The 12,542-nt window shown below is 64.4% G+C and carries 15 protein-coding genes; 5 read left to right on the top strand and 10 right to left on the bottom strand.

Translation table 11 applies throughout. The annotated features are described in order from the left end of the window. Positions 1-4 precede the first annotated feature (4 nt). Positions 5-856, bottom strand: coding sequence for a helix-turn-helix domain-containing protein (locus tag SIL87_RS09950; RefSeq protein WP_319614019.1), 852 nt, complete (start codon positions 854-856; stop codon positions 5-7). 148 nt (positions 857-1,004) lie between these two features. Between SIL87_RS09950 and SIL87_RS09945 the strand changes: the two genes are divergently transcribed. Beyond that, positions 1,005-1,889: a fatty acid desaturase gene (locus SIL87_RS09945; RefSeq protein WP_319614018.1), complete on the top strand. Its 885-nt coding sequence runs from the start codon at positions 1,005-1,007 to the stop codon at positions 1,887-1,889. A gap of 1 nt (position 1,890) precedes the next feature. Here SIL87_RS09945 and SIL87_RS09940 read toward each other — a convergent pair whose 3' ends face one another. Beyond that, entirely contained in the window at positions 1,891-2,034 is a 144-nt protein-coding gene (locus SIL87_RS09940; RefSeq protein WP_319614017.1) for a hypothetical protein, read from the bottom strand. 97 nt (positions 2,035-2,131) lie between these two features. Here SIL87_RS09940 and SIL87_RS09935 point away from each other — a divergent pair, with 97 nt between their 5' ends. Then, positions 2,132-2,902, top strand: coding sequence for an enoyl-CoA hydratase (locus SIL87_RS09935; protein WP_319614016.1), 771 nt, complete (start codon positions 2,132-2,134; stop codon positions 2,900-2,902). 78 nt (positions 2,903-2,980) lie between these two features. Continuing rightward, the gene (locus SIL87_RS09930) at positions 2,981-4,747 is read left to right on the top strand and encodes a histidine kinase famiy protein (RefSeq protein WP_319614015.1); all 1,767 of its coding nucleotides are present in this window, start codon (positions 2,981-2,983) and stop codon (positions 4,745-4,747) included. A gap of 51 nt (positions 4,748-4,798) precedes the next feature. Here the strand turns inward: SIL87_RS09930 and SIL87_RS09925 are convergent, their stop codons facing one another. Further along, a complete protein-coding gene (locus SIL87_RS09925; protein ID WP_319614014.1) occupies positions 4,799-5,044 on the bottom strand; it encodes a DUF2934 domain-containing protein in 246 nt (81 codons plus the stop codon). Between the two features lie 393 nt (positions 5,045-5,437). Here SIL87_RS09925 and SIL87_RS09920 point away from each other — a divergent pair, with 393 nt between their 5' ends. After that, positions 5,438-5,941 (top strand): YciE/YciF ferroxidase family protein, encoded by a 504-nt coding sequence (locus SIL87_RS09920; RefSeq protein ID WP_319614013.1) that lies wholly within the window; start codon positions 5,438-5,440, stop codon positions 5,939-5,941. 89 nt (positions 5,942-6,030) lie between these two features. Here the strand turns inward: SIL87_RS09920 and SIL87_RS09915 are convergent, their stop codons facing one another. The 7 genes from SIL87_RS09915 to SIL87_RS09885 form a co-directional block, all read right to left on the bottom strand. Continuing rightward, positions 6,031-6,249, bottom strand: a complete 219-nt coding sequence (locus SIL87_RS09915; RefSeq protein WP_319614012.1) for a dodecin — start codon at positions 6,247-6,249, stop codon at positions 6,031-6,033. 101 nt (positions 6,250-6,350) lie between these two features. After that, positions 6,351-6,707: a hypothetical protein gene (locus SIL87_RS09910; RefSeq protein WP_319614011.1), complete on the bottom strand. Its 357-nt coding sequence runs from the start codon at positions 6,705-6,707 to the stop codon at positions 6,351-6,353. Next, positions 6,695-7,186: a hypothetical protein gene (locus SIL87_RS09905; protein WP_319614010.1), complete on the bottom strand. Its 492-nt coding sequence runs from the start codon at positions 7,184-7,186 to the stop codon at positions 6,695-6,697. Before SIL87_RS09905 ends, SIL87_RS09910 begins: the two co-directional genes overlap by 13 nt. Positions 7,187-7,191: 5 nt before the next feature. After that, positions 7,192-9,096 (bottom strand): potassium transporter Kup, encoded by a 1,905-nt coding sequence (locus SIL87_RS09900; protein WP_405055225.1) that lies wholly within the window; start codon positions 9,094-9,096, stop codon positions 7,192-7,194. Then, positions 9,093-9,902 carry a (Fe-S)-binding protein gene (locus SIL87_RS09895; RefSeq protein ID WP_319614008.1) on the bottom strand — a complete coding sequence of 270 codons (810 nt, stop codon included), beginning with the start codon at positions 9,900-9,902 and terminating at the stop codon, positions 9,093-9,095. The genes SIL87_RS09900 and SIL87_RS09895 overlap by 4 nt, the downstream gene beginning before the upstream one ends. Then, on the bottom strand, positions 9,899-11,149 hold the full coding sequence (mltA, locus tag SIL87_RS09890; RefSeq protein ID WP_319614006.1) for a murein transglycosylase A: 1,251 nt from the start codon (positions 11,147-11,149) through the stop codon (positions 9,899-9,901). The genes SIL87_RS09895 and mltA overlap by 4 nt, the downstream gene beginning before the upstream one ends. 15 nt (positions 11,150-11,164) lie before the next feature. Continuing rightward, on the bottom strand, positions 11,165-11,833 hold the full coding sequence (locus SIL87_RS09885; RefSeq protein WP_319614005.1) for a Tim44/TimA family putative adaptor protein: 669 nt from the start codon (positions 11,831-11,833) through the stop codon (positions 11,165-11,167). A 142-nt stretch (positions 11,834-11,975) separates the two neighbouring features. Between SIL87_RS09885 and SIL87_RS09880 the strand changes: the two genes are divergently transcribed. Further along, positions 11,976-12,530, top strand: coding sequence for a histidine phosphatase family protein (locus tag SIL87_RS09880; protein WP_319614004.1), 555 nt, complete (start codon positions 11,976-11,978; stop codon positions 12,528-12,530). Positions 12,531-12,542 lie beyond the last annotated feature (12 nt).

Here is a 12,542-nt window from a genome sequence, read left to right as displayed (position 1 = left end):
GTGATCAATCCGGCGCGACGCGCAGGGTCGCGAAAAAATCGGCGATATCGGGGGGTTGGACGATGGCGCCGCGCACGAGATCGTCGAACCGGCGGATCAGGGCGCGGATATGTTCGGTCCAGGTGAAGACGAAATAGATGCCGCCGATGAACACCGCGGCACGCGCGGTGCCGAACACGGTGAACGGCACCGAATAGAGCTGGCGGCGATCGAACAGGAAGAGGCGGAAACTCGGGTAGAGGTCGGTGCCGAGAATTCGGATCCGGGCGATCTGGGCTTCGCGGTCGGCGGCGGAGAGCCCGGCCCAGATGCCACGGCCGGCCGCGAATTCCTCGATCGCCTGAACCGAGGCGCAGGCTTCGATTTCGGTCTCGGGGCGCTGGAGGTATTCGAGCCGGCTGGCCACACTGTCCCAGCGCGGTGCGGCATCGCCGGCGGCGTTGCGATATTCGTGATGCAGGACCTCGCCGGTTTTGAGCAGATCGGGGAAGCCGACCGGGACCGTGCGGATTTTGGCGCCGGCGGCTTCGGTCATCCACTGGAACATCCGGTCGTCGATCGGCAGGCCGCCATCCGCTTCGATCTGCATGACTTCACCGACGCTGGGCGGAGCACTCTGGTCGGGTCCGTTCAGGCCGAGGAGCCAGTCGGTCGAGACGCCGCAGGCGAGGGCGATGGCGACCAGGGTTTCGGCGCGCGGCAGGCGGGGCGCGTGATCGCTGAGCAATTGGGTGAGGGTCGAACGATCAAGACCCGCGGATCGGGCGAAAGCGGCCTGGGTGAGACCGCGCCCGGCGATCAGTTCGAGCAGGCGGTCGCGGAAGGCCGGGGCGGAGATCCGGCGATCAGGGGGCACTGGAGATGGATATCATCATGATGTTTGAAATATCAGCAAATGACGTGATCTGTCTACATATCGCACATATCGAACAGTTCGTTTCGCTGATAGGATCGTGCGATTGCAACTGGCTGGAGATCGGGTCTTGGACTGCCCTGAACGATCGGTGTCGCGGATCGAATGGCCGACCCTCGCGCTTGGTGCGGTGATTTATGCGATGTTTGTCGGTCTCACCTGGTTCTACGCGTCTCTGCCGTGGCCGGTGCTGGTGATCGGGGGCGGGGTTGTCGTGGCATGGCACGGGTCGTTCCAGCATGAGTTGATCCATGGGCATCCGACCCGCTTGGCCTGGTTCAATCGGGCGCTCGGACTGCCGGGTCTGGCGCTGTTTCTGCCGTTCGACCGGTACGCGGCACTCCACATTGCGCATCATCGCGACGATGTGCTGACCGATCCGCTCGAAGACCCCGAGACGTATTATTGGACCGCAGCCTCGTGGACGGCTTTGCCGATCTGGGCGCGCGCCATTGTCACCGCCTCATCCTGCCTCGCCGGGCGTCTGGTGTTCGGACCGGTGTGGATGATCGCGCGGTTCCTGCAGGCGGAGGTCGGGCGATGGCGGCGGAATGAACCGGGGGTTCGGCGGGCGTGGGCGTGGCATCTGCCGGTGGCGGGGCTGATATTGGGTTGGGTATGGGGGATCTGCGGCATCGATCCGGCGCATTATGCCTTGATGTTCGTGCTGCCGGGGACTTCGTTGTTGATGATCCGGTCGTTCGCCGAGCATCGCGCGGCACCGGATGCCGACCGGCGGACCGCCACGGTGGAACAGGCCGGCCTGTTCGGATTGTTGTTCCTGTTCAACAATCTGCATGCCGCTCATCATGAACGGCCGGGCATCCCGTGGTATCGGCTGCCGCGCTGGTATCGGGGCGAGCGCGAGCGGCTCCTTCAGAAAAATGGCGGCCTGATCTATCGGGGCTATGCCGAGGTGATGAAGCGCTACTTCCTTCATCACCACGACCAGATCGTTCATCCTTACCGACCCTAATTCACGAGCCGCTGCTTTTCGAGCCAGATGCCTTGCCGGGGTTTGTCTTGCCGTCGGCGGAGGTGCCCTTCATGCCGGTGGACCCGATATTCGACGCCCCTTTGGCGACGACGGCGAAGGCGATGTTTCGGATCTGAGGGGTCATGGTGTAATCCCTTGTTGAGAGATCACATTTTGGCGTCGGGCGGAACCGGCTCAACCGGTCTCGTCTGTCGGCGCGATGAAACACAGGTGAGTGAGCGATGAATTTCGAAATGCTGAAGACCGAAATCCACGGGCGGGTCGCGCTGGTCCGGCTCGATCGCCCCAGCGCGCTCAATGCGCTCTGCGACCAGCTGATGGGTGAACTCGGAACCGCGTTGAGGGATTTCGACGCCGATCCCGCGATCGGCGCGATCGTGCTGACCGGCTCGGACCGCGCATTCGCAGCCGGGGCGGATATTCGGGAAATGCAGTCCCGCAGCTACCCCGATACCGCGATGAACGACTTCATCGGCGCGACCTGGGAAGTGGTGACGACGATCCGCAAGCCGGTCATCGCGGCGGTTGCGGGTTATGCGCTGGGGGGCGGCTGCGAACTCGCGATGATGTGCGACATGATCATTGCCGCCGATACCGCGAAATTCGGGCAGCCGGAGATCAATCTCGGGGTGATACCCGGCGCCGGAGGAACTCAGCGGTTGACCCGCGCGATCGGCAAATCGAAGGCGATGGACATGGTTCTGACCGGGCGGATGATGGATGCCACCGAAGCCGAGCGGGCTAATCTGGTCGCGCGGGTGGTGCCGGCCGGCGAGCTTGTGGCGGAAGCCCTGCGGGTTGCCACCACCATCGCATCGCTCTCGCCGGTCGCGGTGGCGCTGGCCAAACGCAGCGTTTCGCGGGCGTTCGAGACCACTCTGGCCGAGGGCGTGGCCTACGAGCGCGCGGTGTTTCTGGCCCTGTTCGGCACGCCGCATCAGCGCGAGGGGATGGCAGCGTTTCTGGAGAAACGTAAACCAGACTTCATCTGAACGAAGGTTTTCATCCTTGCGACCCCATCCTATTTCCTTGCGATGAAAGATCGAACCAACAACCGGGATACCGGCCCGGTGCCTGAGCCGGCTGATATGCTGCTCCGGCGCATCCCCGGAACACCCGAGATGGACCGGCACCATGGCCCGATGAGCAGCGGGGTCACCGCACGCGGGATGGTGGACCAGACCGCCGATGATCTGACCGGCAGGCCGGCCGTGACCCATTGGGTGGAATCCCAGATCAGCGAGCCGGGGCTGGGCGCACGCGGCAACGTGTTTTTTGCCGCCGTGGCGATGACCCGGATGCCGATGATCATCGCCGATCCGAACATCGAGGACTGCCCGATCATGTTCGCGAACGGCGCATTTCTTGACCTGACCGGTTATGCCGAGGATGAGTTGCTCGGCCGGAACTGTCGTTTCCTTCAGGGCGCGCGCACCGATCGCGATATGGTCGAACAGATCCGCACGGCACTCCGGGAGCGCAAACCGTTCGCCGGTGAAATCCTCAACTACCGCCGTGATGGCACGGCATTCTGGAACGCGCTCTTCATCGGGCCGATCTATGGCGATGATGGCGAATTGCTGTATTTTTTCGCGAGCCAGCTCGACATCACGCGGCGTCGTGCCTCGGAGGATGCGTTCCGGCAATCGCAGAAAATGGAGGCGATCGGCCAGCTGACCGCAGGCCTCGCGCATGATTTCAACAACATGCTGCAGGTCGTGATGGGAAATCTGGAAATTGCCCGGATGCGGATCGAGCAGTCGCCCGAAGCGGCGGCGGCGGCGATCGAACGGGCGGATCGCGGCGCGCGGCAGGCGGCGAAAGTAACCGGGCAGTTGCTCGCTTTCGCCCGCAAGACCAGGCTTGAGCCGCGCCCGACCAACCTGAACAGTTTGATCACCGAATTCGGCGAAATGGTCGCGCGAACGCTCGGCGAGGGCATCACCATCGACCTCAGGCTCGACCTTGCATTGCCGCCGTGCACGGTCGATCCCGGCCAGGTCGAGATGGCGCTGCTCAATGTGCTGGTCAACGCGCGGGACGCGATGTCGGACGGCGGTGTCGTCACGATCGGGACGGGAGTGCAGACCCTGGGCGCCGACACGGCCGATCCCGGGAATCACTTGCCGCCGGGGCGTTACGTCGTGCTGTCGATTTCGGATCGTGGCGAGGGGATGGACCCTGAAGTGCTGCGCCGTGCCACCGAGCCGTTCTTTACGACCAAAGGGCCGGGGCGAGGGACCGGGCTGGGTCTTGCGATGGTCCACGGGTTTGCCCGGCAATCAGGCGGGCGGCTCGAAATCGAAAGCGAACTCGGCAACGGGACGACGATGCGGTTGCTGTTTCCGGAATCGCGGTCGGCGGTGCGTTCGCAGGCGATCCCGGTTCCGGCGGCAAGCGTCGGTGGCAGGGAAACGATCCTGCTGGTCGATGATAGCGAAGATGTCCGCGATATCGCCGAAAGCCAGCTTACATCGCTCGGCTATCGGGTCATGACCGCCGATAGCGGGGCTGCTGGCTTGCTGCGGCTCGAACAGGCGCTGCAAGAGGGATCGGACGTCGATCTGCTGTTCACCGACATCGTGATGCCGGGCGGCATGAACGGTCTGGCTCTGGCCGAGCGGGCACTTCAACGGGTGCCCGGTTTGCGGGTGTTGCTCGCCACCGGATATATCGAGGATCTGGTTGCGCAGGGGCCTCGCGCCCACGGGATGGACGTGCTGGGCAAACCCTACCGGCAGGCGGAACTCGCGGCCCGTGTGCGTGAGGCGCTCGATCGGCCCACTCGTCCGCAGGATCCGGCGGCACAGCAAGCGCGACCGCACAAGCGGGGATAAGCTCCGGTCAGCGCCGCAACAGGGTGTTTGCGACACTGACCGGCAGCGAGGTCAGGCGGCGCGGCCGGGCTTGCCGGTGCGGGTCGCTCCGGTGGGCGATGGTTTCGCCGGGGGCGGCGCAGGCGGATTTTTGATTTCCGTTTCAGCCTGATGCCAGAATTCGTCATCGCGATCGGCGGGCGAGCCGGCGTCCTGCCACAGGCGATAGGCGCGCTCGCGAATCGACTGGTGCCGGTCGGACTCGTCATGGTTGTCGTCAGGTTGACTGGGGGGCTGGTCGGGTTCGACGAGGGACATGGTGCGGTTCCTTGTTCTGATCTGTTGGCGCCGCGTAGCCTCGGGTCGACCAGCGCGGCATTGCGGATATGGAAAGTACGCCATGACGCGGCAATCGGAGGATTGATGAATTCCCGGAGAGGCAATCCGTGATCAATATTACACATCACGACGATGCCTTGAATTCGATTTCGTTATCAATATTCAAATGCGTTTACTTGGGTCGAAAGATGGGCTGGTCAGCTTCGTGACTTGTGGATCAAAACGACTATCTCATTTTTCATTGAAATGATACGCGCAATTTGTGGAACGTGAACAGGGCGGGACCATGTAGAACGGATGCCGCTGCAGGCCGAACGACAATCATGGTTCACGCGGATTTTGCGTCAATTCGAATCAATACAGGAGTCAGTCATGGGTTTGTTTTCAACGCCGATCAAAACGCTGGACGATCTGTTCGTTCATACGTTGAAGGATATCTATTACGCCGAACACCAGATCACCAAGGCGCTGCCGAAGATGATCGACAAGGCGCAGAATCCGGCCCTGAAGCAGGGCTTCACCCACCATCTGCAGGAAACCAAGGAGCAGATCACCCGGCTCGATGAGATCTTTCAGAAACTGGGCCAGCCGGCTGAGGGCGTTACCTGCGAAGCGATCGACGGTATCATCGCCGAAGCCAAGGAAGTCATGAGCGATATTGCCGATCCGGCCGTGATGGATGTGGGCATGGCATCGGCGGCGCAGGCGGTGGAGCATTACGAGATGAGCCGCTACGGCACCCTGATCGCTCTGGCGAAACAGCTCGGCCACAATGATTGCGTGCCGCTCCTGCAGAAGACGCTCGATGAGGAACATGCGGCCGATCGTAAGCTGACCGAAATCGCGCAGGGCGACCTCAACCGCAAGGCGGCCTGATCACGTCGACACCCACCCGCTTTTTTCGTAACAATGGCCGCAGTCCCGGTGACAGGACTGCGGCCATTGCCGTCTGCAATGAGGTCAGATCAGACAGCATCGTCCTCGATGGTGAAGCCGACTTTGAGCGTCACCTGATAGTGGGCCACCCTGCCGGCTTCGACATGGCCGCGGGTTTCCAACACCTGAAACCAGTGGATGTGACGGAGCGTTTCGTGCGCCTTGGTCAGAGCCGTCTGGATCGCGTCCTCGATGCTGACAGGGGATGAGCCGACGAGCTCCACGAGCCGATAGGTGTGATTTTCCATAGTCCTCGCCTGATTGATACCGGGACGGGACATTGGCAGCCATGCGCGAGGTTTCAATGCGGAACGGGTCGGTACCCCGTTCACGGGCATTACTGGGAGCGTTATTGGGAACGTGACTGGGCGGGACCGATGATCGTGGGTTCGGGGAGATTGGCATCCGAACCGGCATAGGACGGGTTTGCGTTGTGGACGCAGTTGTTGATCCGGTCGTCCTGATCGTGGAGCTGGGCCAGTTTGTTGCTGATGTAATCCTGGTTCGGTGTGCCGAGGAACGGGGTGGCGAACTGGTCGGTCCGGGACAGATAAGCGTAGTGGCGGGCGGCGTTGATCTTTTCGGCCCGCTGGGTGCAGGCCGCGAGATTGGCCTGATCGGCAGCCGATTGCGGGCGGGGTGCGTTGAAGCTGCACGCGGCGAGCGGCAGGGTGACGGCGGACAGCATCAGGGTCAGGCGGAGCATGGGGTCTGGTCCTCGGAAGCGCTGGGAAGCAGCAGGGAACGGAGCTGGTTTTCGTCGAGACCGCCGGTTTCGGTCAAGCCGGTCAGGGCGGCGGCGGTGAGAAGCGCGCCATCGAGCGCACTACCGTCGCGCCGGAGGTCGATGAACGGGGCGAGCCACGCGGCATCGCCGATCAGGGCGACGAGGCCGAGCAGGCGCAGGCAGAGCGAGACGCCGTGGGGCGTCGAGAGATCGGCGATTTGATCGACCGAGGATGCCCAGGCCCGGGCATCGCGGTCGCGCAGGATCACATCGGGTCCATTGGTGAAGCGAAAGCCCCGGGCGGGGCCGTCATTGCCGGCGCGGGCCGCTTCGCGGGCGGCATCCCACGCCTGTTCGAGGTCGCGCTTGGCGACGCGCGGCAGGCGCGGCGGCGGCATCGGCACCAGATGCAGTTCGGTGCCGTCGGCGGCGATTTCACGGCGGACATGCGCGACCATGGCAGTCAGATGGCGACGCGGACGCCGAGTTCCACCACCCGATCGCTCGGGATCTGGAAAAACTCGGTGGCCGAGATGGCGTTGCGCAGCATGAACAGAAAGACCGCCCGCCGGATGAACCCGAGTTTCGGCACCGTGGCGGCCACGATCGTTTCGCGCCCGAGGAAGTAGCTCGTCTGCATCGGGTTGAACGGCAGGCCCTGGTCTCGCATCATTTCGAGGGATCGGGGCAGATTGGGGGTATCCATGAAGCCGTATCCGATGCGGACGCGGTAGATGCCCGGGGCGAGCTCCTCGCATTTCATCCGATCGTCGCCCATCGCGGTCGGGACGTCGAGATTGCGGACGGTGACGAAAAAGACGGTCTCGTGCAGGACCTTGTTGTGTTTGAGGTTATGGAGCAGCGAGGCCGGAGTATATTCCGGGTTGCCGGTCAGGAACACCGCGATGCCGGGGACGCGGACGATGCGCGATTGCGGCAACCGGCCAAGAAACGAGGCGAGCGGCAGGCTGTCCTGTTGCCAGCGGGCGAAGAGCAGCGAACGGCCCCGCCGCCACGTGGTCATCAGCAGAACGATGCTGAAGCCGATGGCCAGCGGCACCCAGCCGCCTTCGAATATCTTGAGGATATTGGCGCCGAAGAAGGCAAGATCGACCAGAAAGAAGGCACCCCAGACCAGGCTCGTCTTCCAGAGCGGCCAGTTGAAATGACGGTGAAACACGAGGGCGGAAAGCACGTTGGTGCAGAGAAATGTACCGGTCACCGCAATGCCGTAGGCCGAGGCGAGCGCGTTCGACGAGCGGAAGCCGAGGACGAGGATGAGGACGCCGATCATGAGCGCCGCGTTCATCTGCGGGACATAGACCTGACCTTCCTCGGTCTTGCTGGTGTGGCGGATTTCCATGCGCGGCAGCAGGCCGAGCTGCACGCACTGGCTTCCGAGGGTGAAGGCACCGGAAATCACCGCCTGACTCGCGATCACGGTCGCGATGGTCGCGAGAACGACCATCGGGATCAGGATCTCGTGGGGCATCAGGAGATAGAACGGGTTGTCGGCAGCCTGCGGATTGGCGATGACCAGCGCGCCCTGCCCGAAATAGTTCAGGACCAGAGCAGGAAGCACGAAGAAGCGCCAGGTCGCGCGGATCGGGCGGCGGCCGAAATGGCTCATGTCGGCATAGAGCGCTTCGGCACCGGTGACGGCGAGGACCACGGCACCGAGGGCGAGGAAGGCGAGCAGGTCGTGGCGATAGATGAACCGGATGCCCTGGCCGGGGATCAGAGCGATGAGGACGCGGGGATTGAGCACGATGTGGTAGAGGCCGAAGCCCGCGATCACCAGAAACCAGAGCACCATGATCGGGCCGAACAGCTTGCCGACCGCGCCGGAGCCGCTGCGCTGGGCGAGGAACAGGCCGATGATGATGGCCACCGAAATCGGCAGCACGAACCGGCTGAAATCGGGCGAGGCGACGCTCAGCCCCTCGACCGCGGAGAGCACCGAGATGGCGGGGGTGATGACACCGTCGCCGAGGAACAGCCCGGTGCCGACGATGCCCACGATCATGAGCGTGTAACGGATCTTGTCGGTGCGGGCGACACGCTGGGCGAGCGCCATCAGCGCGAGGATGCCGCCTTCCCCGTCATTATCGGCGCGCATGACGAAGGTGACGTATTTGAGGGTGACGGTGATGATCAGCGCCCAGAAAATCAGGCTCAGCAGGCCGAGCACGTCATCGGGTTTCAGACCGCCCTTGGATACGTAGCCGAGACAGGCCTGCAGGGCGTAGAGCGGTGAGGTGCCGATATCGCCGTACACCACGCCGAGCGCGCCGATGATGGCGGCGAGCTTGAGTGTTTCGATCGGCTTCGGCGGTTCGGGCGACGCCTCGGGCGATGCCTCGCTCAACCGCGTGGTCCTCCGATCGGTGGCAAGCCGGTGGTCATGCCGGCGAGAACTTCGGCGATGTGGCGGACCGCGACGGGTTTGCCTTCTCGGGAGAGTTTGCCGGCCATGTTGAGCAGGCAGCCGAGATCGCCGGCGAGCAGGAGGTCGGCCCCGGTGGTGGCGATATCGGCGGTTTTATCGCCGGTCATGCGCGCGGAGATGTCGGGGTATTTGACGCAGAACGTGCCGCCGAAGCCGCAGCAGATTTCGGGCTCGGCCATTTCGACGAGATCAAGGCCCGCGACTTTGGCAAGAAGGGCGCGGGGCTGGGCTTTGATGCCGAGTTCGCGCAGGCCGGCGCAACTGTCGTGATAGGTGGCGCGGACGGGGAGCGTCAGATCAAGCCCGGCGAAGCCCATCACATCGACAAGGAAGCTGGTGAGTTCCCAGGTTTTGGCGGCGATTGCCTCGGCGCGGCTGCGCTGGTCGGGGTCCTGCTCGAACAAGGCGGGCATGTGCCGACGGATCATGCCGGCGCAGGAGCCTGAGGGGGCGACGACATAATCGTACCCGGCGAGGCTGGTGATCAGCGCTTCGGCGAGGGCGCGGGCGGTGGCGCGGTCGCCGGAATTATAGGCGGGCTGGCCGCAGCAGGTCTGGGCGCGGGGCACCTCGACGGTGCAGCCGGCGGCTTCGAGCAGGCGGATCGCCGCGAAACCCACGCTCGGGCGATAGAGATCGGCGAGGCAGGTGATGAACAGGGCGACACGCGGCCGGGACTGCCGGGTATCATCGGGCCTGTTGTCGTGGAGGGGGGCGTCGTTCACGAGGAGGCTCCGGTTGAAGGGGAGGCGACCGGACGGGGCAGCAGGACGTAAAGGCTGCCGACCTCGTCCATGGCTCCGGCGCGCTGGGCGGCGCGGTCGCCCAGGCCGAAAAAGATCTGGGCTGCCGAGGCGCCTTTGGCACCGACATCGATATCCTGCGCGGTGGTGAGGCGGTCGAGGGTTTTGGTCGCGATGAAGACGGGCGCGCCGAGGGGAATCGCCTTTTCATCGACCGCGACCGAGCCTTCCGGGGTGAGCGGAACGCCGAGTGCGCCGGGCGCGCCGAGACCATCGGGCACGTCGCGGACACGCTTGAAGAAGACGTAGTTCTTGTTCGCATCCATCAGGCCCGAGGCCTGGGCGGGGTGGGCGCGGAGCCAGGCGCTGATCGAGGGGGCCGAGACGTCATTGGCGGCGAGATCGCCCTTTTCGACCATCAGTTTGCCGATCGGGGTGTAGGCGCGGCCGTTGGTGCCATCGAACCCGAGATCGATCAGTGTGCCATCGGGCAGGCGCAACTCGGCGGACCCCTGGACTTCGGCCATGTAGGCATCCACCGGGTCGCGCAGCCAGGCGATGACATGGGCCTGACGGGCGATCGCGCCGGATTCGATTCTGGTCCGGGTGTAGTAGGGTACCAGCTTGCCGTAACGCAGGCGGCCGACGATGCGCTGCTTGCCGGTGCTGTCCCGAAAGGCGGAGAGGTTGGCGAGCACGAGATTGCGCGGGCGGGCGTAGAGCGGGATGTCGTAGCCGGGGAGTTTCACCTCGGAACCGGCATAGACCGGTTCGTAATAGCCGGTGATCCGGGCGGCGGTGCTGGCCTGATACGGGACGAGGTTCGACTGGAAGAAGGTCTGGGCGGCGGCGGCATCGTCCGGCGGAACGGCGCGGGCGGCGGCGCAGACATTGCGCCACAGACCGGCCTTGCCACCTTCGGCGGCGGCGGTGCCGGTGCCCCCAAGGCTCTGATCCTCCGGCATGACATCGATCGCGCGGCAGGAGCGGGTGAAGGAATCAAGACCCGCGATTGCGGCCTGCGGGCCCCATCCGGGCAACGCGCTGTAGGCAACCGGTGTGAAACCGCCCTGCCCGCCTGACGTGTCGGCCGGTGGGCGTGTCGCGCAGCCGGCGATGAGGAGGGTGACGGCGCAGAACAGAGCCGTCCTGATCGGGGACACCAGCCGCCTGTTCTGCTCGTGCCGGGGTTCATGCGTCGCCGTGGCGGTGCCGGGCCGCCTGTTCATCCATTCACGCATGCGTCAGCCGCTTCGCGCCGCTGCAAGGCGCCAGAGCGGATCGGAGGAATTCACACTCCGCTCGAAGCTCCAGAGATCGACGATTTCGGTAACCGATTCGGTACCCACGATGATCTGCCCGGTGCGGTCACGTGTGAAATTTTCCTGATCGGAGACGAAGCGAACCACGATCACCGCATGATCGCCCAGCATTTCGGCTTCATCGATGCTCGCCTCGACGATCGCCTTGATTTCGGTCGTGTGGGTTTCGCCGGCTTCGGAGCGGGCGGTGATCGCGTGTTCGAAGGTCGTGTAGACCGTGGGCGTCAGCAGAGTGCGCAAGGTGGTGAGATCGCCGCTCGCGTAGGCGGTGACGATCCGGCGAAAGCTGGCTTCCGCGGTGTCGATGAATTTGACCGGATCGAAATTGCGATCCGCTTCGGCGATCCGCGCGAGGGCCTGGCCAACGGCGGTGTGCGGCGTGGGGATCGGGCGGCCGGGACGCGCGCGGATCGGCTCGACGATGCCGTCGATTACCGGGGCGGCAGGGCCGCGCAGGCCGACACTCTGTTGTTCGGGCAGCGGTGGGCGCTCGTAGCCGGTGCGCTTGCCCAGAACGCTGCGCAGACGCAGCACCAGAAATCCCGCCACCAGGGCAAGAAGAACGATATCGAGCGGAAAACCCTTGTACATCGCGTGTTGACACCTGTGTTCGGAGCACGGCCCGGAGTGCCGTGATAGGCCCTGACACCCGAAGCCGCAACCGGGAGCCGCATCGGGTGCGGCTTCGGGCCGCCGGTTTGCCGCGCGGCGCGGCGCACGGTATCGCTGCGCCATGATCCTGCTTCGTCATGGCCAGAGCCAGTTCAACCTTCATTTCAGTGCGACGCGACAGGACCCCGGTATCGAGGACCCAACGCTGACGCCGGCGGGACATGAGCAGGCGGTGGCGGCGGCACAGGCGCTCGCGGACCGGAAGCTGCGCCGGTTGATCGTCTCGCCCTATACACGGACGCTGCAGACGGCGGCGCCGATGCTGGCGCAACGGGAGCTCACGATCGAAATCGAGCCGCTCATTCGCGAACGCTATGCGTTCACCTGCGACATCGGCAGCGGGCGCGGCATTCTGGCCGCGCGGTTTCCTGATCACGATTTCGCGCATCTGACCGATCCGTGGTGGCCGGACCGCATCGAGACCGAGGCATCGGTGATCGGGCGGGCGGCGGCGTTTCGGGAGCGGATGGCCGCGCGCGAGGACTGGCGCGAGACGCTGGTGGTGAGCCACTGGGCGTTCATTCTTGCGCTCACCGGGCAATCGCTGATGAACGGGCAATGGATCGAGTACGATCCGCGCAGCGCGCCGCCGGGCGAATTGCGCTGGCATCCGTGACCTCACGCACCG

Source organism: Acidiphilium acidophilum, assembly GCF_033842475.1.
In the GTDB taxonomy this organism is placed as follows: Bacteria; Pseudomonadota; Alphaproteobacteria; order Acetobacterales; family Acetobacteraceae; genus Acidiphilium; species Acidiphilium acidophilum.
Note: the sequence above shows the minus strand (reverse complement) of the source record. Positions and strands in the feature narration are given on the sequence as shown.